This window comes from Streptomyces sp. NBC_00029, assembly GCF_045160505.1.
GTDB lineage: Bacteria > Actinomycetota > Actinomycetes > Streptomycetales > Streptomycetaceae > Streptomyces.
The window spans coordinates 7043420-7068879 of the sequence record NZ_CP108292.1 but is presented as its reverse complement, the minus strand read 5'-3'; the positions used below and the strand labels follow the sequence as shown (position 1 = coordinate 7068879).

The 25460-nt window shown below is 69.1% G+C and carries 19 protein-coding genes; 4 read left to right on the top strand and 15 right to left on the bottom strand.

The features are described 5' to 3' along the window. Positions 1-8: 8 nt before the first annotated feature. On the bottom strand, positions 9-1748 hold the full coding sequence (gene murJ / locus OG753_RS32740; protein WP_405791162.1) for a murein biosynthesis integral membrane protein MurJ: 1740 nt from the start codon (positions 1746-1748) through the stop codon (positions 9-11). After that, positions 1745-2914 carry a lipid II:glycine glycyltransferase FemX gene (locus OG753_RS32735; RefSeq protein ID WP_401276217.1) on the bottom strand — a complete coding sequence of 390 codons (1170 nt, stop codon included), beginning with the start codon at positions 2912-2914 and terminating at the stop codon, positions 1745-1747. The genes murJ and OG753_RS32735 overlap by 4 nt, the downstream gene beginning before the upstream one ends. A 221-nt stretch (positions 2915-3135) precedes the next feature. Here OG753_RS32735 and OG753_RS32730 point away from each other — a divergent pair, with 221 nt between their 5' ends. After that, complete coding sequence (locus OG753_RS32730) at positions 3136-4329, top strand: Ig-like domain-containing protein (protein WP_327265192.1); 1194 nt, start codon at positions 3136-3138, stop codon at positions 4327-4329. A gap of 132 nt (positions 4330-4461) precedes the next feature. Further along, positions 4462-6060 (top strand): CocE/NonD family hydrolase, encoded by a 1599-nt coding sequence (locus OG753_RS32725; protein WP_405791161.1) that lies wholly within the window; start codon positions 4462-4464, stop codon positions 6058-6060. 43 nt (positions 6061-6103) lie between these two features. Here OG753_RS32725 and OG753_RS32720 read toward each other — a convergent pair whose 3' ends face one another. The 9 genes from OG753_RS32720 to OG753_RS32680 form a co-directional block, all read right to left on the bottom strand. Then, a complete protein-coding gene (locus OG753_RS32720) occupies positions 6104-6847 on the bottom strand; it encodes an amino acid ABC transporter ATP-binding protein (RefSeq protein ID WP_405791160.1) in 744 nt (247 codons plus the stop codon). 115 nt (positions 6848-6962) lie between these two features. After that, complete coding sequence (locus OG753_RS32715; protein ID WP_405791159.1) at positions 6963-7403, bottom strand: DUF6278 family protein; 441 nt, start codon at positions 7401-7403, stop codon at positions 6963-6965. Between the two features lie 68 nt (positions 7404-7471). Continuing rightward, positions 7472-8257 (bottom strand): exodeoxyribonuclease III, encoded by a 786-nt coding sequence (locus OG753_RS32710; protein WP_327265188.1) that lies wholly within the window; start codon positions 8255-8257, stop codon positions 7472-7474. A gap of 30 nt (positions 8258-8287) precedes the next feature. Then, positions 8288-8920: an MBL fold metallo-hydrolase gene (locus tag OG753_RS32705; RefSeq protein ID WP_405791158.1), complete on the bottom strand. Its 633-nt coding sequence runs from the start codon at positions 8918-8920 to the stop codon at positions 8288-8290. A gap of 9 nt (positions 8921-8929) precedes the next feature. Continuing rightward, positions 8930-9520, bottom strand: a complete 591-nt coding sequence (locus tag OG753_RS32700; RefSeq protein ID WP_327265186.1) for a hypothetical protein — start codon at positions 9518-9520, stop codon at positions 8930-8932. Next, positions 9517-10695, bottom strand: coding sequence for an ROK family glucokinase (locus OG753_RS32695; RefSeq protein WP_327265185.1), 1179 nt, complete (start codon positions 10693-10695; stop codon positions 9517-9519). The genes OG753_RS32700 and OG753_RS32695 overlap by 4 nt, the downstream gene beginning before the upstream one ends. After that, a complete protein-coding gene (locus tag OG753_RS32690) occupies positions 10692-11642 on the bottom strand; it encodes an ATP-binding cassette domain-containing protein (protein ID WP_405791157.1) in 951 nt (316 codons plus the stop codon). Before OG753_RS32690 ends, OG753_RS32695 begins: the two co-directional genes overlap by 4 nt. Beyond that, complete coding sequence (locus tag OG753_RS32685) at positions 11639-12682, bottom strand: ABC transporter permease (protein ID WP_405791156.1); 1044 nt, start codon at positions 12680-12682, stop codon at positions 11639-11641. The genes OG753_RS32690 and OG753_RS32685 overlap by 4 nt, the downstream gene beginning before the upstream one ends. Then, positions 12679-13659, bottom strand: a complete 981-nt coding sequence (locus OG753_RS32680) for a sugar ABC transporter substrate-binding protein (protein ID WP_383192711.1) — start codon at positions 13657-13659, stop codon at positions 12679-12681. The genes OG753_RS32685 and OG753_RS32680 overlap by 4 nt, the downstream gene beginning before the upstream one ends. A gap of 225 nt (positions 13660-13884) precedes the next feature. Here OG753_RS32680 and OG753_RS32675 point away from each other — a divergent pair, with 225 nt between their 5' ends. Further along, positions 13885-14898, top strand: coding sequence for a Gfo/Idh/MocA family oxidoreductase (locus tag OG753_RS32675; RefSeq protein ID WP_383192713.1), 1014 nt, complete (start codon positions 13885-13887; stop codon positions 14896-14898). Positions 14899-14970: 72 nt separating this feature from the next. On the opposite strand, the gene OG753_RS32670 is transcribed toward OG753_RS32675, so the two are convergent. Continuing rightward, positions 14971-15897, bottom strand: coding sequence for a DMT family transporter (locus OG753_RS32670; protein WP_405791155.1), 927 nt, complete (start codon positions 15895-15897; stop codon positions 14971-14973). 134 nt (positions 15898-16031) lie between these two features. On the opposite strand from OG753_RS32670, the gene OG753_RS32665 reads away from it, so the two are divergent. After that, positions 16032-16400: a hypothetical protein gene (locus OG753_RS32665; protein WP_327265179.1), complete on the top strand. Its 369-nt coding sequence runs from the start codon at positions 16032-16034 to the stop codon at positions 16398-16400. A gap of 24 nt (positions 16401-16424) precedes the next feature. Here the strand turns inward: OG753_RS32665 and OG753_RS32660 are convergent, their stop codons facing one another. The 3 genes from OG753_RS32660 to OG753_RS32650 all read right to left on the bottom strand — a co-directional run bounded on the left by OG753_RS32660 (position 16425) and on the right by OG753_RS32650 (position 24967). Further along, positions 16425-17042 carry a dihydrofolate reductase family protein gene (locus OG753_RS32660; protein ID WP_405791154.1) on the bottom strand — a complete coding sequence of 206 codons (618 nt, stop codon included), beginning with the start codon at positions 17040-17042 and terminating at the stop codon, positions 16425-16427. Positions 17043-17363: 321 nt separating this feature from the next. Then, positions 17364-17642 carry a DUF6959 family protein gene (locus OG753_RS32655; RefSeq protein ID WP_405791153.1) on the bottom strand — a complete coding sequence of 93 codons (279 nt, stop codon included), beginning with the start codon at positions 17640-17642 and terminating at the stop codon, positions 17364-17366. Next, positions 17639-24967, bottom strand: a complete 7329-nt coding sequence (locus OG753_RS32650; RefSeq protein ID WP_405791152.1) for a polymorphic toxin-type HINT domain-containing protein — start codon at positions 24965-24967, stop codon at positions 17639-17641. The genes OG753_RS32655 and OG753_RS32650 overlap by 4 nt, the downstream gene beginning before the upstream one ends. Positions 24968-25460 lie beyond the last annotated feature (493 nt).

Here is a 25460-nt window from a genome sequence, read left to right as displayed (position 1 = left end):
GCTCCCCCCTACCGGCCGGTCTTGCGCCGCAGGGAGTTCAGCAGGTCGTTGATCTCCGTCAGGCGCAACGGCCCGGCGAGGAGTACGACGACCAGCGCCAGCGCGACGGTTCCCGCCCCGACCGCGGCGAAGTTGCCGAGGCCGTCGGCGGCCCGGGCGGCCGCGTACCCGGCGACGGCCGCCGGGACGCAGGCGACCAGCAGCCGCACATGGGTGCGTACGGCACTCGCGCGCCGTTCGGTACGGGTTCCCGTGCGCGGGCCGAGCCTGCGGGTGAGCGTGTACGCGGTGACGGCGGCGCCCGCGACGAAGGCGACGGAGGAGGCCGCGGCCATGCCGGTGACCGCCCAGCGCGGGGACAGCGCGAAGTAGGCGGCGGCCGACAGTCCGGCGGTGAGCGCGGCGATGACCAGGTTGAGGAAGAAGGGGGTCCTGGTGTCGGAGAGGGCGTAGAAGCCGCGCGAGAGGACGTACTGCGCGGAGAAGGCGATCAGGCCGGGTGCGAAGGCGATGAGCATGCCCGCCATGACCTCGATGTCGGCGGCGCCCGTGCGGCCGTACTCGAAGACGCTGCCCATCACCCAGGGGGCGAGGGCGGCGAAGAGCGCGGCGGCGGGCACGACGAGGGCGGCGCTGGAGCGCAGGGCGTAGGAGACGTCATGGCGCACGGCGGCGAGGTCGCCCTCGGCGGCGGCCGAACTCATCCGCGGCATCAGGGCGGTCACGAGGGAGACGGTGATGATGCCCTGCGGGACGATCCACAGCTGGTAGGCGTTGCTGTAGGCGGTGTAGCCGGCGCCGCCCGCGAGTCCGGCGTCCACGGCGTGCCGGCCGGTGGTGGTGGAGAGCCGGGTGACGACCCAGTAGGCGATCTGGTTGGTGAGGACGAGCATGACGGTCCAGCCCGCGTTGCGCAGCGGGCGGCCGAGGCCGCTGCCGCGCCAGTCGAAGCGGGGGCGCCAGCGGAAGCGGGCGGCGCGCAGCGAGGGGACGAGGGCGAGGGCCTGGATGACGATGCCGAGGGTGGTGCCGAGGCCCAGGAGCCGGGTCTCGGCGGCGGTGAGGCCGCCCGCCGCGTCGTGGGAGACGTAGAGGAAGAGCCCGAAGACCCCGATGATCACGATGTTGTTGAGGACCGGGGTCCACATCATCGCGCCGAACCGGCCGCGGGCGTTCAGCACCTGCCCGAGGAGGGTGAAGAGCCCGTAGAAGAGGATCTGCGGCAGGCAGTACCGGGCCAGGGCCACGGTGGTGCTCGCCTGGGCCCCGCTGTAGGGGGTGTACACCGAGACGATCACCGGGGCGGCGAGGACCGCGACGGCGGTGAGCGCGACGAGGGCCGCGGTGCAGGCGGTGAGCAGGCGGTCGGTGTAGGCGGATCCGCCGTCCGCGTGCTCCTTGGCGGCCCGGACGAGTTCGGGCACGAAGACGGCATTGAGCGCGCCGCCGATGAGCAGCATGTAGATGATGTTCGGGACCGTGTTGGCGACGGCGTAACCGTCACCGAGGAGTCCGGTGCCCAGCGCCGCGACGACGACGGCGGAGCGGACGAAGCCGGTGGCGCGGGAGACGATGGAACCGGCCGCCATGAGCGCGCCGCTGCGCAGCACCGAGGTCTTCGCCGGTGTGGCGCCGGTGCCGGCGCTGCCGGTGTCCGGGGCGCCCGCTCCGGTGCCGGTGCCGTGGGCGGTGCCGGTGCCCGGGGCGGTGTCGGTCTCGGCATCGGTTCCGGTGTGCGTGGCTGTCACCGGCGGGCCAGATATGCCTGGAACGCCTTGTAGAGCGCCGTGTTGGCGACTCCGTCCATCGCTGTCTCCCACTCTCCCAGTGTCTCGACGACCTGCCCGCCGGTGCCGAGCTTCCAGCGCAGCAGACCGTACGAACGCGCCGAGGGGTCGAGGGTGGAGGGTACCCCGCGCATGTCGTACTCCTCCGCCCCGAGGGCATGGGCGTCGGACATCATGCGCCACTGCAGGGCGTTGCTGGGCCGCACTTCGCGCCGGTGGTCGGCGGAGGCGCCGGTCTGGTACCAGACCCGCTTCCCGGCGGTGATCATCGTGTGGGCGGCGAGGATCTCCCCCTGGTGGACGCCCAGGTAGAGCCGCATTCGGCCGGGCTCCTCCTCGTTGAGGACCTTGTACTGCTGCTCGTAGTAGGCGAGGGAGCGGCCGAGCCTGAATCCGTCGCGCTCCTCGGTGATGCGCAGCAGCCGGTAGAACTCGGGCAGGTCCGCGAAGGTGCCGATGACCGTCTGCACACCGGCCTTCTCGGCCTTGCGGACGTTGCGCCGCCATTCCTGGTTGAGGCCCGCCCACACGTCGTCGAGGGTGCGGCCGGCCAGCGGTACGCGGAAGACGTGTCGGGGCTGCGCGTCGCCGTCGTCCTCGCCGCCGCAGCGCGTCCAGCCCCGGGTGCGCAGCCGGTCGGCGAGGGCCGCGCCCACCGGGTCTACCTCGGTGGCGAGGACGTCGGATATCTGCCGGCCGGGCCCGGCGCCGGACTTGGCGGTGGCCGCGTCCCAGCGGCGGTAGGCGGGGGTGGGTCCGATGCGGACGGCGAAGGCGCCGGAGGTGCGCAGGTGACGCATGAGCGGGGTGAGCCAGCGGTCTATGTGCGGGTCGGACCAGTCCGCGACGGGGCCCTCGGGAAGGTAGGCGAAGTATTTCCGGGTGCCGGGGAATTGCCGGTAGAGAACGAGTCCCGCACCCTGAATCTCACCGTCCGGATAGTGCCATCCGACCCTTTCCGACCGCCAGAGGTCCTTTACGCGGGCCCAGGACGGGTACTGGAGAAAACTGGCCCCGCCGTGGCGGGAAAGGAACGCCTGGTACTCGGACATGGACAGGGTGCGCACCCGGAGCCCCCGGTCCTGGTCACGGTCCTGCTGAGCTGGGTTCACGAGCAGTGCACACACGGCTGACGGCCTCCCTGTCGTCCTGACGGTCTCTCACAGGACTGTCACAGGCGCCCGTGACCGACGTGCGCGGCGATTGTGACCGGACGATGACCGTTTCGCTGCGGTCGACGTCACAAGCGAATCGAAGAGCTTTTCCCCGGATTGCGGAACCTAAAGTCGACTCGTCCGCATCTCCTTTTGCGGACGTTCACACCATCACGACTCGAAGGGGCCCTTCGTTGAGCCGCACACGCCGCACCGCCATTGCGGGCACCGCACTCCTGGCCGCCGCGCTGACCGCCTGCTCGGGCGGGAGTGACGGCGCGAGCGACGACAAGGGCAAGGAAGAGTCGAAGCCGAAGGCGCCCATGGCGGTCTCGGTGAACCTCACGGGCGATCAGGTCAAGGCGGGTCAGCCGGTGACGGTGACCGTCGCCGAGGGCAAGCTGGCGCAGGTGAAGGTGACCGACGCCAAGGGCGCGGAGCTGCCGGGGAAGATATCCGACGACGGGAAGTCCTGGACCTCGGAGCGCAACGCCCCGCCCGGTGCGGAGTACAAGGTCGAGGCCCAGAACACCGACAGTCAGAGCGCCACCACGCAGTTCAAGACCGGCCCCGCCGACAAGGTGAACAAGGTCTCGATCAACATCTCCAAGGGCAGCACGGTGGGCGTGGCGATGCCGGTGTCCCTCGTCTTCGACAACCCGGTGACGAACAAGGCCGACGTGGAGAAGCAGCTCAAGGTCACCACCTCGGACAACACCGAGGGTTCCTGGGGCTGGATGAAGGACCACGACGGCAAGGACCGCGTCGACTGGCGGCCCAAGGACTACTGGAAGTCCGGCACGGACGTGAAGGTCGACATGCAACTGAACGGCGTCGACTCCGGCAAGGGCGGCGGGCTGTTCGCGCGCGACTACAACACCGAGTTCAAGATCGGCAAGGACCGCCGGGTCCAGGTCAGCCTCGACTCCAAGAAGTTGACGGTGACCGAGGACGGCCAGGCGCAGAAGGCGATCCCGATCTCGGCCGGCACTCCCGGCGGCAAGAAGGCCTCCTGGTCCGGGAAGATGGTGATCATGACCAAGGAGGGCACCATCCGGATGGACTCCCAGACGGTGGGCCTGGACAACGCGTACGACAAGATGGTCGATTACTCGATGCGCCTGACCTGGTCCGGCATGTACGCGCACGCGGCGCCGTGGAACGAGGCCAACTTCGGCCGCTCCAACAGCAGTTCCGGCTGCGTGGGGATGAGCGACGCCAACGCCAAGGAGTTCTTCGGCCAGTCCCAGGTCGGCGACCTCTTCGAGGTGGTCGGCGAGGGCTCCAAGGGCCAGGCTCCGATCGGCAACGGCTACGGCGAGTGGAACCTCTCCTGGGACGAGTGGAAGGCCAAGAGCGCCCTGTCGGCCGCCCCGCAGAACGGCTGACCTGCGGACCTCCCTTCCTGACTCTCGTTCAATTGTTACCACCACGTAACTTACCGACGGGTTACCTTCGGTAAGCCGCTCCCGTTACCGTCGGGTCACTTTCAGGACTCCGGTGCACGCGAGGAGCGACCGATGGAACGCACCACCACCGCCGCAGCCGTGGCGGCACTCCTGGCGGCGACCGCCCTGGGCCTGGCCCCCCACCAGGCCCAGGCGGCCAACGCGCCCGCCGCCACCACCACCGCCGCCGCCCCGCAGGCCGCTCCGGCGGACCTGCGCTTTCACGACATCCCCGGATCCGGCGGCATCACCCTCAAGGGCAACGTCTTCACCCCGGCCGGAGCGCAGAGCGGCCGGAAGTATCCCCTGATCGTGCTGCCCACCAGCTGGGGCATGCCGCAGATCGAATACATCGCCCAGGCCAAGAAGCTCGCCGACTCCGGCTACGTCGTGGTCAGTTACACCTCACGGGGCTTCTGGCTCTCCGGCGGCCGGATAGAGGTGGCCGGGCCGCCGGACATCGCCGATGTCTCCGCCGTCATCGACTGGGCCCTCGCCCACACCCCCGCCGACGCGGACCGCATCGGACTGGGCGGGGTCTCGTACGGCGCCGGCATCAGCCTGCTGGCCTCGGCGCACGACCCGCGCGTCAAGGCCGTGGTCGCGATGAGCGGCTGGGCCGACCTCATCGAATCCATCTACTCGGGCCGCACCCAGCACCTCCAGGCCGCCGGGCTGCTCGGCGCCGCCGGCTACCTCACCGGCCGCCCCGGCCCCGAACTCCAGTCGATCCTGGGCGACTTCCTGGGCTCCCGGCTGGACCGCGAACAGCAGATGATCGAGTGGGGCAGAAAGCGCTCGGCCGCCGAGCAGGTGGACCGGATCAACGCCAACGGCGCCGCGATCATGCTCGGCAACGCCTGGGGCGACACGATCTTCCCGCCCAACCAGTACGCGAAGTTCTACGAGCGGCTGACCGGCCCCAAGCGGCTGGAGTTCCGGCCGGGCGACCACGCCACCGCCGAGGGCACCGGCCTGCTCGGCCTGCCCAACGACACCTGGACCAACGCCCACCGCTGGTTCGACCGCTACCTCAAGGGCGAGCGCAACGGCGTCGACACCGAGGCCCCGGTACAGATCAAGTCCCGCAGCGACAGCGGCTACGAGGGCTACGCCGACTGGGCGTCGGTCGGCTCCGGCGGCACCGAGAGACTCGCGCTCTCCGACAGCGAGCACCTCTTCGCGAACGTCGACTCCGGGGCCAACGGCGGCGTGGTCCTGCTCTCCAGCGTCCTCGACCAGTTCTTCAAGGCGCCCCCGGTCGCCTCGATCCCGCTCCTCCCCCGGGCCTTCGCCGGCGTCTGGCAGTCGGAGCGCTACGACCGGGCCCGCCGGATCCGCGGCACCGCGAAGCTGCACACCACCGTCACGCCCACCAAGGGCGACGGCACCTTCGTCGCCTACCTCTACGACGTCGGCCCGCTCGGCATCGGCAAGCTGGTCAGCAACGCCCCGTACACCTTCCACGGCAAGACCCCGGGCCAGGCCTTCGGCGTGGACCTGGAGCTCTTCTCGACCGCCTACGACGTGCCCGCGGGCCACCGGCTCGCCCTCGTCGTCGACACCGTCGACCCGCTCTACATCGAGCACAACCCCACCGGCGCGCAGCTGACCTTCTCCTCGCCGCAGGGCGACCCCAGCTACGTCTCGGTGCCGCTTCGCGAGCGGTGATGCACGGCGGCGGCCGGGCCGGGACGGCCCCGCTCCGGGCCCCTCAGTGCTTGAGGATCTTGGAGAGGAAGTCCTTGGCCCGGTCGCTCTCGGGGGCGGTGAAGAACTGCTCCGGGGTGCGGTCCTCGATGATCCGGCCGTCCGCCATGAAGACCACCCGGTTCGCGGCGGAGCGGGCGAAGCCCATCTCGTGGGTGACCACGACCATGGTCATGCCCTCGCGCGCGAGCTGCTGCATGACCTCCAGCACCTCGTTGATCATCTCCGGGTCGAGGGCGGAGGTGGGCTCGTCGAAGAGCAGGGCCTTGGGGTCCATGGCGAGGGCGCGGGCGATGGCCACGCGCTGCTGCTGGCCGCCGGAGAGCTGGGCCGGGAACTTCGCGGCCTGGTCGGCGAGGCCGACACGCTCCAGGAGTTCCCGGGAGCGCCGGTCCGCCTCGCCCTTCCCCCGCCGCCGGACCTTGACCTGCGCGAGCGAGACGTTGGCGAGGATGGTCTTGTGCGCGAAGAGGTTGAAGGACTGGAAGACCATCCCCACCTCGGCGCGCAGCCGGGCCAGCTCCTTGCCCTCGGCGGGCAGCGGCTCGCCGTCGAGCAGGATCGTGCCCGATTCGACGGGCTCCAGCCGGTTGATCGCCCGGCACAGGGTGGACTTCCCGGAACCGGAGGGGCCGATGACCACCACCACCTCACCGCGGCCGACGGTGAGATTGATGTCCCGCAGCACGTGCAACTCTCCGAAGTGCTTGTTGACGTCACGCAGCTCGATCAACGGTTCGACGGCCATGTACTGCCCTGCCCACTCGTCGGTGTCGGTGTGTCGGGGGTTCCCGCGCAAACTATCCAGCCGGGGAAGGGTACTTCGCGCGCAGTGGCGACTCCGACACGCCGGGTCATCGACTTCAGCCCTCGGAGGCCTCCGCGTACGCCTGGCTGAGCTCGGGGGATCCGGTCACCGCCCAGGACACCCCCGACTCGATCACGTTCAGCTCGCGGCCCGAGGCCAGCCGGATCACCGGCTGGCCATTGGGCCACACCCGCCAGGCGGCCTCCGGGATGGTCCGGATGATCACGGTCCCGAGGTAGAAGCCTGCGTCGTTGCCGAGCCAGGGCACCGCCTCCGGGTCCCGCCGCCAGCGGGGCATCAACTGGTCCAGCGCCTCCAACGAGGCCTGGTTCTCGTCGAGTTCGAGCCCGGCCGCCCTTGCCTGGCTGCGCAGCATCTCGCACTCCGAGAACAACTCGGCGACACCCTCGGGGTCGACCGCGAACGCTGCGGCGAGTCCCGCACCCTGTTCCGTTTCACGTCGGTTCAGCCAGTTGTCCAGGAAAGGGATGTTCATACCGCCCAGCGTCGCACCAGGACCCGCCGCTGGCCACAGGGCGCGCCTGGATCCGTCGGCCCGGATGCCTACCGCTCGAGATCCAGGTCCACGACCACGGGCGCGTGGTCCGACGCGCCCTTGCCCTTGCGCTCCTCGCGGTCGACGAAGGAGTCGGTGACGGCCTTGGTGAAGGGCTCGTTGCCGTAGACCAGGTCGATGCGCATGCCCCGGTTCTTGGGGAAGGCGAGCTGGCGGTAGTCCCAGAAGGTGTAGGGGCGGTCGTACTTCAGTGCGCGCGGGAAGACGTCGGAGAGCCCGGCGGCCCGCAGCGCCTCCAGGGCGGCGCGCTCGGCGGGGGTGACGTGGGTGAGGCCCGCGAAGACGGCCGGGTCGTAGACGTCCTCGTCGGTCGGGGCCACATTGAAGTCGCCGAGCACCGCGAAGGGACGCGGGCCGGCCGCGTCCTCGGCGACGGCCGCGGCGAGGGAGCGGAACCAGTTCAGCTTGTAGCCGTAGTGGTCGTGCTCCACCTCGCGGCCGTTGGGCACGTACACCGACCAGACCCGCACGCCCCCGCAGGTGGCGGAGATCGCGCGGGGCTCCTGGACGCCCTCGTAGTCGGGTCCGCCGGGCAGCCCCAGGACCACGTCCTCCAGGCCTGCCTTGGAGAGCAGGGCCACGCCGTTCCAGCGACCGGTGGCGTTGACCGCCGCCTCGTAGCCCAGCTCGCGCAGCTCGGCGTGCGGGAACTGCTCCGCCGAGCACTTGGTCTCCTGGATGCACAGGACGTCCGTGCCGGAGCTCTCCAGCCAGGCCAGCAGACGCGGCAGCCGGGCGGTGATGGAGTTGACGTTGTAGGTGGCGATACGCATACGTGCCAACCTACCGCCCGGCACCGACAGTCACAGTTCGGCGCAGTCCCCGGCGGTGAGTCGCCCGTGATCGGTGCCGCCGAGGGCGTTCAGGGCGGAGTCGTAGATCGGCCGGGCGAGGTCGGACAGGTAGGCGTCGTGGATGTCGAGGGCCCGGCGCGGCTTGACCTCGCGGAGGTAGTCGATCACCTCGGAGACCTTGTTCCAGGGGGCGTGCACGGGGAGCATCAGCGTGTCCACGGGGACCCCGGGCACCGTCAGCGCGTCCCCGGGGTGGAAGAGGGAACCCTCCACGAGGAAGCCGACGTTCGTGACGCGCGGGATGTCCGGGTGGATCACCGCGTGCAGCTCCCCGTGCACCTGGACCTCGAACCCGGCCGCGGTGAAGGTGTCGCCGTGGCCGACGGTGTGCACCCGGCCCGGATAGGCGGGGGCGAGCTTCTCCGCGACGCTGCGCAGGGTCCACAGCCGGACCGCCGGATCGGCGTCGAGGGCGGCCCGCAGCCGTCCCTCCTCGAAGTGGTCGGGGTGTTCGTGCGTGACCAGCAGGGCGTCCGCGCCCAGGCCCGCGTCCGGCTCGCTGAAGGCGCCCGGGTCGATGACGAGCGTGAGCCCGTCCTTCTCCAACTGGACGCAGGAGTGCAGCCGCTTGGTGAGCTTCATGATCCCAGGCTAGGGCGTGGTCGAGGAGACCACGTAGACCTTGAAGACCTTGGGGTCGGTGAGGTCGACCGTGATGTCCCGGCTGGGCCGGGGGTCGTCCTGTTCCAGGGTGGTGCCCAGCCAGTCGGTCTGCCGCTTCCAGTTCCAGCCGGCGACGGCGGTGTCGTGCTCGGAGATCGACACCCCGTGGGTCAGGTCCTCGCGGCGGATGCCGAGGGAGGCCAGGAAGCCGTCCAGTTCCGGCGGGGTGACCGCGAACTGGACGTACAGCCGGCTGGTGCGCCAGTTGTTGGTCTCCAGGAACCCGACGCGCCAGGCCTTGTCCGGGACCGGGACCTCGTAGATGCTGCGCTGCACCTTGGAGGGCCAGCCGGGGCGCACCTTGGAGGCACCGATCTTGGCGGCCTTGTCGCGGCCGCTCTCGCGGCTCTGCTGGGTGGAGATGGCCAGGTAGCCCGCGGGTACGCCGACCAGCAGCAGGATGATGATCGCGGTGATCCAGCGGCGCTTGACGACGTGCCGGCGGTCCTCGGCGGTGGGCGGCGGGGAGCCTTCCGCGTCGGGGGCGGAGGCCTGGTGGGGCAGGGTGGGCGGGTTCACTGTTTGTCCTGGTCCTCGGGGCCGGGGGCGGCGGGGTCGCGCCGGCCCAGCTGCTGCGCGTAGCGCTCGTACCGTTCGTACCGCTCGACCCGTCGGCGGGTGGCTCGGCGGAAGCGGCGGGCGACGAGCCGGGCGAGGTCGGCCGCTCCGACCATGCCCGCCTCGGGGCCGAGCTGGGCCTTGGCGATGCGCGCCTCGGGCCGGTAGCCGCGCCCGGTGAGGTGGCGGCGGAAGGCGTCCCGGGCGGGGCCGATCAGCAGGTCGTCGGCGGCGCTGACGCCACCGCCGATGACGAAGCAGGACGGGTCGAGGGCGGCGGCGAGATTGGCGATGCCGACGCCCAGCCACTGGCCGATGTCCTGGAGCAGCTCGATGCACATGGCATCGCCCTCGCGGGCCAGCTCGGTGATCAGCGGTCCGGTGATCTCGTGGACGTTGCCGCCGACCTTGGCGATGATGTTGTACGCGACCGGCGAGTCGGCTGCGGCCAGCTCGCGCGCCTCGCGGACCAGGGCGTTTCCGGAGCTGTACTGCTCCCAGCAGCCGCGGTTGCCGCAGGGGCAGCGGTGGCCGCCGGGGACGACCTGCATATGGCCGAACTCGCCCGCGACCCCGTAGCGGCCCCGCTTGACCTGGCCGCCTTCGAGGATGGCCCCGCCGATGCCGGTGCCGAGCGTGATCATGACCAGGTGGTCCTCGCCGCGCCCGGCTCCGAAGCGCCATTCCGCCCATGCGGCGGTGTTGGCGTCGTTGTCGACCATGACCGGGACGGCGAGCCGGGACTGGAGCGCGTCGCGCAGCGGCTCGTCGCGCCAGGCCAGGTGGGGTGCGAAGAGGACGCGGGAGCGGTCCGCGTCGACCCAGCCGGCCGCCCCGATACCGACGGCGTGCACGTCGTGCCGGTCGGAGAGGTCCAGCACCAGCTCGACGATGGTGTCCTCGACGACCTTGGGGCTCTTGGACTTGTCCGGGGTCTCGGTGCGGAGCTTCTCCAGGATGATCCCGTCGGCGTCGACGACGCCGGCCATCACCTTGGTGCCGCCGATGTCGATGCCGACCGTCGGGACCCTGGGGGCTGTCAGGTGCGAGCGGCGCTCCCGGCTCCCGATGGTCCGCAGGACGGTGCTCCGCGCCGACCCCCGGTGGGTGAGCGTGAAGTCCCGGTACGTGCTCATCGAGTCGTGTCGTCCCTCTTGGGTGCGGTGGTTCGGGATTCCGGTCGGGCCCCGTCGGCCGGGCCGCCCGGACCGGCTGCGCCGTCCGTGGCGTCCGTGCCGGCCGTGGCGTCCGGGGTGCCTGTCCCTGATTCTGCCACTCGCTCCAGCTCGTGGCTCAGCTCGTCGAGCTCGGAGCCGCCCGCCATCTGCCGGGTGAGCTCGTCGAGCGTGATCGAGTCGCGGGTGTGACTGCCCGCCATGGTGCCGCGCTTGAGGAGGACGAAACGGTCCCCCACCAGGTACGCGTGGTGCGGGTTGTGCGTGATGAGGACCACGCCGAGGCCGGCATCCCGGGCGGCCGCGACGTACTTGAGGACCACTCCGGACTGCTTGACGCCGAGGGCGGCGGTGGGCTCGTCGAGTACGAGGACCTTCGCGCCGAAGTAGACGGCGCGGGCGATGGCCACGCACTGCCGTTCACCGCCGGACAGGGTGCCGATGGGCTGGTCCACGTCGCGCAGGTCGATGCCCATGCGCAGCAGCTCGGCGCGGGTGGTCCGTCGCATGAACTCCACGTCGAGGCGGCGCAGGGGTCCGCGGCCGCGGGTGGGCTCGGAGCCGAGGAAGAAGTTCCGCCAGACGGGCATGAGCGGGACGACGGCGAGGTCCTGGTAGACGGTGGCGATGCCGTGGTCGAGGGCCGCGCGCGGGTTGGCGAGCACGGTCTCCTCCCCCTCGATCTCGAAGGTTCCGGCGTCGTGCCGGTGCAGCCCCGCGATGATCTTGATGAGGGTGGACTTGCCGGCGCCGTTGTCGCCGAGGACACAGGTGATCTCGCCCGCCGAGACCTCCAGGGAGACTCCCTGGAGGGCGCGGATGTTGCCGTAGAACTTGCTGACGTCGGTCAGCTTCACCAGGGCGGGGGCCGCCCCGGGCTCCGTCGTCGTCTTTTCCGTCGCGGTCACTTGGTCGCCTCCGCCCGCTTGCGGACCCATGCGTTGAGCAGCGTGGCCAGCAGGAGCATCGCGCCGAGGAAGAACTTGAACCAGTCCGGGTTCCACTGGGCGTACACGATGCCGTTGCTGGTCATGCCGAAGATGAAGGCGCCGACCGCCGAGCCGATGGCGGAGCCGTAGCCGCCGGTCATCAGACAGCCGCCGATGACGGCCGCGATGATGTAGAGGAACTCGTTGCCGACGCCCTCGCCCGACTGGACCACGTCGAAGGAGAAGAGGATGTGCTGGCCGGAGATCCACGCGCACAGGGCGACGCCCATGTAGAGCCCGATACGGGTCTTCACGACGGGCACGCCGGTGGCGCGGGCCGCGTCGGCCCCGCCGCCCACGGCGAAGATCCAGTTTCCGGCCCGGGTGCGCAGCAGGATCCAGGTGGCGACGGCGACGATGGCGAACCACCACAGGATGGTGACCTTGAGGGTGACCGAGCCGATGTTCCACTGCGAGGCGAAGAGGGCGCGGGCGGAGGAGAAGCCCTCCATGTCGGCGATGGTCTTGGTGGAGACCGTGCCGGTGATCAGCTTGGTGAAGCCGAGGTTCAGGCCGGTCAGCATCAGGAAGGTGCCGAGCGTGATGATGAAGCTCGGCAGCTTGGTGCGGGTCAGCATGAACCCGTTGAAGAAGCCGATGGCAAGGGTGACCAGCAGGGACACCCCGACACCGACCCAGACGTTGGCGGTCATCTGGTAGCTGAACATCGAGCTGACCAGCGCCGAGGTGGTGACCATGACACCCGCGGAGAGGTCGAACTCGCCGCCGATCATGAGCAGGGCCACCGGGGCGGCCATGATCCCGATGGTGGAGGCCGAGTACAGGATCGTGCTGAGGCTGGAGGCCTGCAGGAAGCTGGGGGCGGCGAGGGAGAAGAAGACAAACACGGCGGCGGCGCCGACCACCGAGCCCAGCTCCGGGCGGCCGAGCAGCTTGCGCAGGGCGGAGGTGGGGGCGAGTCGTTCGTCGAGCCCGTCGGCGGGACCGGCCGTGCTCATCGGCTGCCCCGCTTGATGTATTCCTCCAGCTTGGCGGCCTCGGCGGCGGTGACGATCTGCGGTCCGGTGAGCACCGGGCGGCCGCCGCCGAGCACGTTCGCGTTGTAGCGGTAGAGCCAGAGCAGGTCGATGGCCTCGTAGCCCTGGAGGTAGGGCTGCTGGTCGACGGCGAAGCCGAGGGCGCCGGACTTCAGGTCGCGGGCCACCGAGTCGTTGAGGTCGAAGGTGTCCACCTCGGCCTTGCTGCCCGCCGCGTCCTTCGCCTTGACGGCGGTGGGGGCGAAGGGTGCGCCGAGGGTGACGATCGCGTCGATGGAGGGGTCCGCCTGGAGCTTGGCCTGCAGGGCCGCCTGCACGGAGGGCATGTTCGTGCCCTCGACGTAGAGGTTCTCCAGGGTGCCGGAGAAGGTCTTCTTGGCCCCGGCACAGCGCTGCTCGTGGCCGACGTTGCCCTGCTCGTGCAGGACGCAGACGGCGCGCTTCTTCCCGCGCTTGTTCAGCTCGGTGCCGACGGCCTCGCCCGCGATCTCCTCGTCCTGGCCGATGTGGGTCAGTGCCCCGTACTCGGCGGACTGGGCGGAGCCGGAGTTGACCGTGATCACCGGGATGCCGGCCTTGACCGCCTTGGCCAGGACGTCCTTGAGGGCCTCGGGCTTGGCCAGGCTGACGACGATCCCGTCGACCTTCTGGTCGATGGCGTTCTGCACGAACTGTGCCTGCTGCTGCGCCTGGTCGTCGTGGGCGTAGACGAAGTTGATGTTGTCTTTCGCCGCGGCCTCCTTGGCGCCCTTCTGGACGATGTCCCAGAAGGTGTCGCCGTCGCCCGCGTGGGTGACCATCGCGAAGGTCCAGCGCGGGGTCGAGACGGCGGGCCGGCCCGCCTGGGCGGCCTTCGCGCGCTCCTCGGCGCGCTTGCCACCCGTACTGCTGCAGCCCGCGAGCGAGGCCCCCAGTACCGCCGCGAGCACCGCGCCCACGACGCGTACCCCTGTCCGAACCCTAGCCACGTCGCCGCGCCCTTCCCTCGTCACCAATTCGGTCCGCCGTCGAGCCGGTCACCAATCCGGTCATTCCGGCTCCATTCCGGTCCAGCCGCTCAGTATCCGCCACAGTCGACCATGAAGGGGCATCGGGGCACGCGCGGGCAGGTTGACATGCGTGGGCGGATTGACAGGTTCCCCATGGGGGGCCAGGTTGAGTGCATGCGCATCGGGCTCATCGGAACGGGCCGGATCGGGTCCTTCCACGCGACGGTTCTGGCCCGTCACCCGGAAGCGGGCTCGCTCCTGCTCGCGGACGCCGATCCCGCGCGGGCGGCGCGACTCGCCGACCGGCTCGGGGCCACTGCCGCGCCCTCCGTGGAGCAGGTCTTCACCTGGGGCGTGGACGCGGTCGTGGTGGCCTCCGCGACCGAGGCGCACGCGGACCTCGTCGTACGGGCGGTCCGCGGCGGGCTTCCGGTGTTCTGCGAGAAGCCGCTGGCCCCGGACCTGAAGCGGACCCTGGCGGCGCTGCGGGAGGTGTCGGCCGCGGGCGGCCTGCTCCAGGTGGGCTTCATGCGCCGGTTCGACGCGGGCTACGGCACGGCCCGCGAGCTGGTCCGTTCGGGCGCCCTGGGGCGGCTGCACACGGTCCGGACGATGACGGCCGATCCGGCGCCGCCGGCCGCCGCCTACCTGGCGACCTCCGGCGGGCTCTACCGGGACTGCCTGGTGCACGACTTCGACATGGTCCGCTGGGTGACCGGGCGCGAGGTGGTCGAGGTGTACGCGGCCGGGTCGGACGCCGGTCCCGCCCTGTTCCGGGAGACCGGCGACATCGATACGGCGGCGGCCGTGCTGACGCTGGACGACGGGACCCTGGTCACGGCCACCGGCACGCGGTGCAACGGCGCCGGGTACGACGTTCGGATGGAGCTGGCCGGGGAACGGGACCAGGTCTCGGTGGGCCTGGACGACCGGACGCCGATCGCCTCCACCGAACCGCACGGCCCGCCGCCGGCGAGCAAGCCGTGGACCGGCTTCCTCGAACGTTTCGCCCCGGCCTACGAGGCCGAGCTGGCGGCCTTCGTCCAGCTGGTGCGGGGCGCGGGCACCAACGCGTGCGACGGCCGGGAGGCGCTGGCGGCGTTCCGGATCGCGGAGGCCTGCGAGCTCTCGCGCAGGGAGCGGCGCCGGGTGCGGCTGGAGGAGCTCCCGGACCTGCCGGCTCTGTAAGGGGGGCACGGGGCCACACTAAGCCGCGTGATCACCTGTGGCTGCGACGCATTCCGGCCACGCTCGGGAGGCTCAGGAGTTGGTCACGGCGCGCCGCCCCCATGCGGTGCCGACGAGGACCAGGAGGGCTCCTGCGTACCCGAGGAGGCCGGTCTCCTCCCCGCCGATGGCGATACCGGCGACGGCCGCCCACAGGGGCTCGGTGCCGAGCAGCAGGCTGACCCGGGAGGGCGAGGTGCGGCGTACGGCCCACATCTGCACGAAGAAGGCGAAGAGCGTGCAGAAGACGGAGAGGAAGGCGAGCCCGGCCCACTCGGCGGGCCCGAAGTCGGCCGCGGCGGCCCAGGGGCTGTCGCCGGTGCCGGGTACGGAGGCCAGCAGTGCGAAGACGAGGACCGCGGCGCCGAGCTGCACGGTGGTCAGGGACAGCGAGTCGGCGTCCTGGACGGCCTCGATGCGGGCCATCAGCAGGACGTGCAGGGTCCGGGCGAGAGCGGCACCGAGGATGAGCAGGTCACCGAGGCTGGGCGCGGTGAATCCGGCGCCCTGCGTCAGCAGCACGACGCCGAGGACGGAGACGGCAGCGGCGCCGAGGAATCCGGCGGAGGGTGCCCGCTTCCTCACGGCCGCTTCTGCCAGCGGGGTGAAGATCATGGTCAAGCTGATGATCAGCCCGGCGTTGGTGGCGGAGGTGTGGACGACCCCGTAGGTCTCCAGGAGGAAGATCCCGCCGAGTACGAGGCCCAGCAGCCCGGCGCCGCGCAGCTGGGCGGGGCTCAGCGCGCGCAGTCGCGCCCACCCGGCGACGACCAGGACCGGCAGCACGAGCGCGAACCGCAGCACGAGCACGGCGACGACGGTGTGGGTGGTGGTGATGCCCTTGGCCGCGAGATAGCTGCCGCCCCACACGACGGCGACGGCCAGCACGGGCAGATCGGCGAGCCAGGCCCGGCGGGGGGTGGCTTCGAAGGGGGCGGGTGCGGGGGCGGCAACGGTCACCGGATGTCTCCAACGGCTCTTCAGTGGGTGGAGACATCGGCGGCTCGCACGGGTGCGGGCACACCGTACCGGAGCCGATCATGCGGAGCGACTGCTTTCCGGGCCGTGGGCGGCGAACCCGTAGCATCGGCGGCATGGCTGATCTCTACGCCCTGGACCTGGCGTTCGACCTGCTCGACACCACGCCCGACGACGTGCTCACGGAGGTACGGCGCCAGCTGACGGGGGCCGGACTGTTCTCGCCCCGGGGCCCGGCGTGGCGGGTGGGCGGCATGCTCGTGGGCGAGTTCGCCCCGGCCGACCGCGGCGGCTGGGCCCTGACGGCCCGCCAGGAGGTCCACGAGGAACAGCTCCCGGACGTGGAGGACCTCCTGCTGCTCCTGGCCCCCCACATCCGCCCGCCGGGCCCGGTCGGCCGGATCCGCCACTACGAGAACGAGGCCCCGGACCTCCTGGTCCTGCGCGAGGGCCGCGTGGTCCAGCTGGCGCTGGACCCGCGCTGATCCACCTCCGGCAGGGACGGCGGCCTATTCGCCGATGGTGCCGAAGGCGGCCCGCCCCGTGGGCCGGTACGTGTGCATGGCCGTGCCGGCAGGCGTCGTGCGGGAGCTCGTCAGCTCGTAGGCGGTCGGCAGCCCACCGGTGGGGAAGAGCCTGCGCCCGGCGCCGAGCACCACGGGGAAGACCAACAGGTTCAGCTCGTCAACGAGATCGCGGGCCAGCAGCCACTGCGCGAGCTGCCCGCTGCCGTGCACCTGGAGCTCCCCGTCCAGCGCGTCCTTGACCCGCACGATCTCGCTCTGCAGGTGCTCCCCGTCGAGCACGGTGACCGGCCCCCAGGCCGGCTCCTTGACCGTGGTCGAGGCGACGTACTTGTGCAGCCGGTTCAGGTTGGCGGGGATGGGGTCGGCGGGGTCGTCGTGCACCGGCCAGTACGAGGCGAAGATCTCGTACGTCCGGCGCCCGAGCAGGAAAGCCCCGGCCCGGCCGAACACCTCGGTGACGAACTCCCCCATCCCCTCGTCGGCGAACGGCGCGACCCACCCGCCGTACTCGAAGCCCCCGCTCGGATCCTCGTCGGGCCCACCGGGGGCCTGCATCACGCCGTCCAACGTCAGAAAGGTGGTGAGACTCAGCTTCCCCATACCTCTGCGCTCCTCGATGGGTTCCGTCCCTACGGAAGTGCAGACTCCCGTACCCCCAGGAACTCATCGCGACGCCACGCCACGTGCCCCAGCTTCCTCTGCTGACCCACGGGAAGGCACATTCGGGCTCGGCGTCGTGCCGCACGGATGATCATTCCCAGGTTCAACAATCACAGCATCCCAGAACGCAACACCCTGTGAACGAGCACCAGCCAACGCACCGGAGCCCCGACCGAGATACCCAGCCGGGGCTCCTCTGCACTGCCGCTACGTCACAGGACTGTGCGACAGGTGGCCCGTGATTCAAAGCCCATCGATGACCTAGGAGAAGTATGGGAGTTCGAGCCCCAAATCGCGTGCAGCACCCTCATACACCTCAAGCATTTCAGCGATGGTCGCCGCCACGTCATTCAACGGAAACGCAGCCTCTGCAAGGTCACCCGCCGCCAGGCAATCAGAAAGCTCCCTTACGGTTTCCTGAAGGATCTTAAGCGAGTCCCCTTGAATGGCTGCCGCCGGGAAGTTGCGACCCGGAAGGCGAACTACAGCGTAGTTTCCGGACACCGCAAGAACGGTGCCATCCGCTCCATCTTGATTCACTTACCACTCCGAGGATGGAACATGACATAAGGCTCCGTTTCGATCAGCTTACCGGTGAATATATCTTGACGCCTACCTCTACCCAGAGTCACGTCAGCCTTGGGCAATTGGCCTGAAATCCGACTCTTTGTGCGGCTGCTAATTCCGGTAATCACATAGTCGTAGTCAGACCCAGCCCAGTACCCATTTGGATTTGTGTCAGACTTAGGCCCCTTCACTTTGCTCCCTACCACCGCGATCGACACGCCTCGAAAGTCAGCAGCGTTTTGAATCCGCGTCATTTCACTCACCGTCAACCCCTCCGTACTGGCGCCATTCGCCAGCGTGGGACCGCCGCAGTTGTGAACGAGAACAGGAACCGTTCCCGCAAGTACATAGTACGTATGAAGGTCGGCAACGGTGAGATTGTGGGTCCGATCGAACGCTTCGTAAACACGGACCGCTGAAACGACTGCGGGCATCCCTTGGTCGGTGCGAAGGCTCTCGCCCAACTTCAGGTCCTTGGCTTCCTTCCAGACCTGCTCAGTTTTCGACCAAAAGGGGTGGTGGCCCGTTGCCGTGATCGTCTCGACTCCGCTTGGAGTTTGGATTCCCAGGTCGACGTAGGCCTTGTCGTCCTCCGTATGGATGGTCGCGGTGACGGCCTGCTTCGACGTCTCGCCCGTCTCGGGGTCGGTAGCGAGAACCTCGTCACCCTCCACAAGGTCTTCAATGGACTTACTGCTTCCGTCAGCCAACAGGACGCGCGTTCCGTCGACAAAACTATTGCCGCACGGCTTTCCTGCTGCCGCGTTCGCCCTCTTGGTTGCCACAGCGCGCGAACCAAGCCCCGCTCCGACCATTTCACCCATGAGTTGACCGTCAGTCTTCTCATAGATGTCCGACGAAACTTGCTCACCAGTCTCCAGGGCTTCCATCCAGTTGTTGCACTGAACGAAATCACAGAAGTGACCGTTGAAGTAATCGAGCTCCTCGTCCGATGCACCGTATAGCCACATCTTGTACGAGATTTGCGCAGTTACAGAACCGTTACTCTCATCATATTTACGCTGCATTCGAGCGAGGGTTTTACCCGAAGTGTTCTTGCTATTGCGCAGGTAATCTTTCTTGCCTTTCAGGATGCTGTAGCGGGCACGATTGAACGTGTTCTTTGTATTTTGACCGACGTTGTTCCGCCGATACTGCCGTTCCTGTGCAACCTTCACGACATTCTGGGAGGCAGCCTGGAAGCCCCCGTCACTGTCACCCTCGAAGTACTTGAGGCCGTCCGGGTCCAGGTTGGTGATGGGGTTGCCGTTGGCGTACGTGTACCCGTTCATCTGGAGCGGGTCGGTGATGTCGATGACCGGGTCGACCGTGATGAAGCGGCCGGTGCTGGCGTCGTATTCGCGGGCGCCGATGTGGGTGAGGCCCGTGGTGTTGTCGTCGTTGCCGACGCCGAGGAAGGTGCGGTTGCCGGGCCAGCTGGAGGGCTGGCTGCCGCGGGGGTTGCCGTACGGGTCGGACTTGCGGCGGGTGGTCGGCTGGCCGGCCTTCTGCTCGACGCTGATGGTCGCGGTGTTGTGGTGGTCGGTCAGCAGGTGGGTCAGGGTGTGGCCGGTGGTCTTGCCGTTGGTGCGGCGGACGGTGGTCGGGGCGCCGGGGCTGCTGTAGTAGCGGACGGCGTCCATGGCCTTGCCGGCCTTGTCGACCGTGACCTCGGATTCGCCGAGGTAGAGGGTGCGGGCGCTGCCGGTTTCCTGGATGACCCGGTTGCCGGACGCGTCGTAGAGATAGCTGGTGAGGTTGCCGAAGCTCCATTGCTGGGCCGGAGTGGGGGCAGGACTGGCGCACGTGAAGGTGTGCAGGTCGTTGCCCTCGGCGTCATTGTCGTTGGGGACGGTGAGGCACTGGTTGGTGCCGGTGACGAGGGACTTGTCCGTCTCCCGGTAGGTGAACTTCTGGCTCGCCTCGCCCGGCTTGCACGCCTTCAGGACGGCCTTGCCGTTTTCGGAGGTGAGGCACTTTCCGAGGGCCTGGACGGTGTCGCCGCTGATGCGCCACTGCTGGGGCTTGCTCTCGTTGCAGGACAGCAGCTGGACGGGGGTTCCGTCGGCGGTGCCGCCGTCCTGGACGTCGAGGCACTTGCCGGAGAGGCCGGTGACGGCGACGGAGCCGATGCCGGGGCTGGTGGCCGACAGGAGCTTGCTCCGGCGGTCCCAGTTCAGGGTCTGGGTGTCACCGTCGATGGTGCGGGTCTTGGTGCTGCCCGCCGCGCTGTAGGTGTACGTGGACAGGGAGTCGACCGTGGAACCGGGCGTCCTGGTGGTCTTGTTGACCTTGGTCAGGGCGTGGGGCTGCTTCTTCGGGTTCGGCAGGGCGCCGCCCGTGATCTCCACGCCGTAGGTGTACGTCGTTTCGTCGTCGAGGGCGCCGTCGGTGGGGTCGCGATCGGTGAGCTTGGTGCGGTTGCCTATGGCGTCGAACTGGTAGTCCTGCCAGTAGGCATCACCCGGCGTACCCGATCCCACCTCCGTGCGTGCCGGGCCGGTGGGACTGGTGGGGCAGCCGTCCGTCTTGCCGGTCCAGGCGCGAACGAGCTGGCCCATGGCGTCGTAGGTGTAGCACTGACGGTCCACGAGAGCCGGGGACTGGGGGGTGGTGCCGGGGTAGGTGTCCGTGATGGAGGTCGGGTTGCCGACCGGGTCGTACGTGTAGCTGAGCGAGGAGAGGAGGTTCGAACCCGATGTCGGGTCGCGCGTCTCCTTGTGGCTGGTCGCCGAGGCGACCCGTCCGGTGTGGGGGTCGTAGGTGTTCGTGGTCCATATGCGGTGGGGTGCGTTGCCCGAGGCGGTACGCAGGATCTCGCCGTACGGGCTGTAGACGGTGTCCGAGGTGTACCAGGACAGGCCGGACATGGTCTGCACCATGCCGTCGGCGTTGTAGCGGGTGATCAGCTTCTCGGCGGCGAGACCGCCGACGGTCGCCGGGACGGTCGTCGACTGGACGTTGCCCCGGGGCGTGTAGGTGGTCGTGTAGGCGTAGCTGCCGGCCAGCCCCTTCGTGGCAGGAAGGTCGGGGATGGTGATCCTGGATCCGGTGGGCCGGTACTCGCTGTCGTAGCCGGTGACCTCGGTCTTGTACGAACCCGCCCCCCACTTGCGGGTGGAGGCGACGGGCTGGCCCTTGCCGCCCGGGAGGGTGTCGTAGGTCCAGGTGGCGATGGGGTCGGCTGTCTCGGAGTCGTCGCGCAGCGCCGTCTTGCGGCCGAGGACGTCATACGACGTGTACTGGGTGACGTTGTAGACGTTGGTCGTCGAGACCTGCTGGTCGAGGTTGTTGTACGTGAACGTCGACTTGCCGGTGTCGGGGTCCTCCGACGCGGTCAGGCGCCCGCGGGCGTCGTAGGCGTAGGTCCAGTTGTTGCTGGCGGTGTCGGTGACTTTGGCGAGCTTGCCGCGCACGTCGTAGGTGTAGCTGGTCTTGTTCGACGTGCTGAGGTCGGTGGCGGTGTAGTGCTCGATCTCGGAGGTGCGGCCCAGGGCGTCGGTCCACGTCTTGGCGGCGCGGCTGCCGGCCAGAGGGGTCGACCCGGTGGGCGACATGCCGCTTCGGGTCAAGGTCCAGTCGCCGCCGTACTGTGTGACGGCGGACTGCCGGGCCTGGCCCTTCTCCAGGGTGGTGACGCGCACGGCGCGGCCGAGGCCGTCGTAGGCGGTCTGCGTGGAACTGGGCACCTCGGTGACCGACTTGGGAACGTAGAGCTCCGTGCTCAGCTTGCCCTCGGCGAGGTAACCGTTGTTGGTCTGGCTGACGGTTCCGTTCGCGCTGTGCAGGGTGTCGGTGATCAGCCGTGCGCCGCCGGGGCCCTCGGTCTGGGTCTGACGCGGGCGCAGCAATCCGTCGTAGATCGCGATGGAGGTGCTGTAGGTCCCGTTGTCCTTGAGCGTGCGGGAGATGACGGCCGGCGTCTTGAGTTCGGTGATCTGATATTCGAACGTGTAGGCCGCCGGGTCGGTGGGCTTCTGCGAAGGGGTCCGGACCTCGGTGCTCCGGCCCAATTCGTCGTAGACCGTGGTGACCTTGCGGCCGTTGGCGTCGGTCGCTTCCAGGACGCTGCCGCGGGCGGGGTCCACCTTGGTGGTCACCGTGTGCCCGAGCGCGTTGGTCGCCGTTGTGGAGAATGCCGGTCCGGTGGCGGGGCTGAAGGTGATGCTCGACGGGTTGCCGGCGGCGTCGTAGGTCTTGATGGCGCGGCCGAGCGCGTCGTACTCGGTGCGCCCTGACGTCGTCCAGCCCGTGCCTGCCGCGTCGCTGCTGTCGACCTGGTACGGGAGGCCCTTGGTGGGTGCAGCGCCGAAGGCGTTCGGCGCGTCGTAGGAGGTACGGATGGCGCTGAGGCGCGCGCCGGCCTCGACACCGCCGCCCGCACAGTCGCCCGTCGTCTCGATCACCTCGGACGGCAGACCGATCAGGTTGTTCGTCGGGTTGTGGACGTACGTGGGCTTGCTGCAGGACTGCTTGACGGTGCTCCAGCCAGTGCCCTGGTTCTCCAAGGCATCGGTCTGCGTGGTGAGCAGCAGACCATGGGAAGCGGCCTTCTCGTCGTAGGTGTTGAGGGTGCGCACCATCCGGGATTTGCCGCCACTGACGGACTGGATCGCCTCGGTGCGTGCCGTGCCTACGCGGTACGCCTCGAGCGTGGTGTTGTCGGCACGGGTCCGGAAGGCGATCCGCTCGCTGCGCCAGGGTGAAGACAGCTCACGGGATTCGACGCTGCCGCCGGGCTTCGTGTAGGTGATGGTCTCGGCGGCCTGGCCCTGGAACTGAGGCAGGTCCTCGCCGAGGTCCTGCGTGCCGGTGGAATCCTTGACGATGACCTTGGAGGCAGCGGTGGACAGACCGCGGAAGTACCGAGTGCGGGTCTGGGACTGCTCGGTCGCGTTGGCCTTGCCCGCGTTCTCCGTGTGCCCCGTGGTGGTCAGCACGCCGGCGTAGCCGCGCCACTGACTGTAGGTACGCCGATCGGGCTTGGTGAACTCGTCGTCGTCCTTGGCCCAGGCGGCGTCCTCGTACGTGTAGCTGGTCGTGACGTCGGGGCGCTGCGCCACCCGGTCCCTCTCGACCACGCTGTCCACGACGTACTTGTTGAACAGTTCGACCGGCGGCACCTTGTCCGGGTCCAGTCCTGAGTCTGCGGACCACCGGACGGGGAAGCAGCGCGTGGTGTTCTTCGCCGGATCGGGGACGGCGGTCCCCTTCGCGCACGGAGCGGAGTACTTGACCTCGATCGCGCCACCGGTCTCGGTCAGGATGGTCTCCACCCGAAGCCTGTCGAAGTCCGGTGCCGCGTCCTCCTTGCCGTTCACGGGAGCCTTGACGACACGGTTGGGCATGTCGACTTCGTTGGCCTTGAAGGAGACCGGGGGCAGCGAACGGCCGAGGCCGCTGTTCTTGGCGGCGTAGGCGGTCCGGGTGATGGACTCCAGCCACAGCGGGGGGCTGGTGTCCGTGCGGTGCTTGGGCAGCGACTGCTTGAGGGCCCACTGGTCGACCTTGGTGAGCTCGGTGGAGCCCTCAGTGCGCTGACCAGAGGTGGTCACCCGGTCCAGGCGCATGCGCGACCAGAACGTGGGGGAAAAGGTTTCACAGGCCGCCGCGTCCATCTTGCAGTTCAGGGATGCGGGGGTGTCATACCATCCGATTCCGTTCTTGGAACCGAACAGGGAGTCGGCGCAGGAGATGTCCTTCTCCTCGAAGCACCGCTGCTCCACCCCGAAGTCGACCCTGCCCGCGGGGGCGCCGGCCAGGTTGTCGGCCCGCAGTCCGTAGAGGATGCGGGTCGGGTAGCCGCCGCGGATGTATCCGACCTTGGCGCGGTCCTTCTCGTTGACCTTCTCGTTCCTGGCGTAGCGGTTCTCTTCCTTCACCCAGTCGATGACCATGGCGTTGCCGTGGACGTCCTCGACGAAGTCGAGGTTCCAGCGCCAGGCCTGGGTGCAGGAGGAATTCGCGTAGGCCGACTGATAGCAGGGCTCGTCGGGGTGGTTGCCGAAGACCGGGACGGTGAAGACGGAGTCGGTCACGGTCTTGACCGACGTACCGTCCCCGTGGGGGCCGACGTTGTGGCGCCCGTAGTGGTAGCGCATGCCGTCGCGCGTGGTGACGACCCAGTACTCGCCGTCCTTCGCGCCGTTGCCGCCGCCCGTCTTGAGCTCGACCTTGGAGCCGTCATCGGTGGCGGGGACCCATTTTCCGCTGCCGGCGTCGTGGACGAGTTCGGTGGACGACCCGTTGAGGGAGAGGACGACGTTGTCACCGGCCCAGCACAGGTCGCCCTTCTTCTTGTCCGTGTCGTTGTCGTTGTTCGGCTTGCCGCGCGACGAGGCCTTCAGGTCGTCGGAGCAGGAACGGTAGCGGCGTTCGATGAAGCCCGGGTTGTAGTCCCAGCCGTCACCGATCCAGGACGCCTGGCCGTTCGCCACGGACGTTCTGCCGTCCACCGCCTGCGAGGAGTACGAGAACGCGATGGACGGGGTAGGACCCGCGGGCGCCGGGGGCACGGCCAGCGGATAGCTCCAGGAGAAGCCGCCGCCACTGCCACCTGCGGTCCAAGAGCCCGAGGGTGAAAGGGAAGTGGCCTTGTACGAGCCGCCCGCACCGGCTGCCCCGTCGGAGGCGACGACCGCCATGGGAGCGGCGCCGCCCCCGGTCATGGTCCGCATGCCCTGAACGGGGGTGGCAGCCGGGTCGACGGTCGCGATGACCTTCTTGTCAGCGGCAAGGTTCGAGGTGGGAACCTCCACGGACGCTGAACATTCGGGCAGTTCAGGGTGGTCGAGGAAGCATGCAGGGTACTGCCGCAGCTTCAGGCGCGAGGCCCACTCGGTGCCGTACAGGTCCTCGAACTTCGAGTAGTCCAGTTTGATGTCGACCGGGTTCACCGCGTCAGTGGGCGGCGTGATCTTGATGATGGCGCCATCGACACCGGCGGCTTCGGTCTTCTCGCGGCTCTCGACAGCCGCCCCCCACGTGCCCGACGGTGCGACCCCGGTCCCGGAAACCTTGCCGATGCTGACCGGGAGCGAGCCGACCTGGACGAACTCGGCGGCAGGCACGGACGACAGGGGGACACTGTCCGAGGCCGCAGCGGGCGGTGCCACCGCGGTCGGCGCGTACCCCTCGAGCGTCTTCGGCGGATCGCCGACCCACCGACCGAGCGCGTCCATGGCGGCCGGGTCGGGCTTGACCTTGAGGTCCTTCTGGAGCCCCGGCAGCTCAACGCCACTGCGGTCGCCCGGTGGTGCCGCCCAGGCCTGGGCGGGCATAAGAGTTGCGACCAGCACCACGGAAAGAGTGATGCCGGTGCGCCCGGCAAGGCGCGCGCGTGCTGCGCGCGCCTTTCTGTTTCCGGGCAGGCGGAAATTCGCCGAGAACGGCGACATGCGGACCCCCCACGATCTGCCGCCACGGCAATGGCACACGGCCGGCAGGAAACTGACAATGAATCACTGATTCTGGGACCAGCGGGCCGGAAAAGCCACGGTTCCGATATCCGGTGTGGGCTTTGTCACTTGACGGGTGGTCTAGCCCTGGGTAATCGGAGCAAATCAGTCGCTAACGGTGTGCCCGGCGGTGAATGCCGGGGATGAAGATGTCACCGGGATGGTTCATGCTCAGCTCGCACGCCTTGCGCCTCAACGGCCGGGCGGGGCCGGCCGTTGAGGTTGTTCAGGCCAAGGTCCCAAATCATTCAGTGAGTGCCGAGGGCTGCCATGTCGGGCGCCCGAGGGGGGAGAAGTACGTCGTGTCTGTCAGTGATTCCGCGGGCGAAAGTCC

Excerpts from the sequence above, each read along its gene's own strand:
- OG753_RS32660 (WP_405791154.1), bottom strand. The coding sequence starts at position 17,042 with ATGGGGAAGCTGAGTCTCACCACCTTTCTGACGTTGGACGGCGTGATG.
- OG753_RS32685 (WP_405791156.1), bottom strand. The coding sequence starts at position 12,682 with ATGAGCACGGCCGGTCCCGCCGACGGGCTCGACGAACGACTCGCCCCC.
- OG753_RS32725 (WP_405791161.1), top strand. The coding sequence starts at position 4,462 with ATGGAACGCACCACCACCGCCGCAGCCGTGGCGGCACTCCTGGCGGCG.
- OG753_RS32710 (WP_327265188.1), bottom strand. The coding sequence starts at position 8,257 with ATGCGTATCGCCACCTACAACGTCAACTCCATCACCGCCCGGCTGCCG.
- OG753_RS32665 (WP_327265179.1), top strand. The coding sequence starts at position 16,032 with ATGGCTGATCTCTACGCCCTGGACCTGGCGTTCGACCTGCTCGACACC.
- OG753_RS32675 (WP_383192713.1), top strand. The coding sequence starts at position 13,885 with ATGCGCATCGGGCTCATCGGAACGGGCCGGATCGGGTCCTTCCACGCG.
- OG753_RS32695 (WP_327265185.1), bottom strand. The coding sequence starts at position 10,695 with ATGAGCACGTACCGGGACTTCACGCTCACCCACCGGGGGTCGGCGCGG.
- OG753_RS32720 (WP_405791160.1), bottom strand. The coding sequence starts at position 6,847 with ATGGCCGTCGAACCGTTGATCGAGCTGCGTGACGTCAACAAGCACTTC.
- OG753_RS32705 (WP_405791158.1), bottom strand. The coding sequence starts at position 8,920 with ATGAAGCTCACCAAGCGGCTGCACTCCTGCGTCCAGTTGGAGAAGGAC.
- OG753_RS32715 (WP_405791159.1), bottom strand. The coding sequence starts at position 7,403 with ATGAACATCCCTTTCCTGGACAACTGGCTGAACCGACGTGAAACGGAA.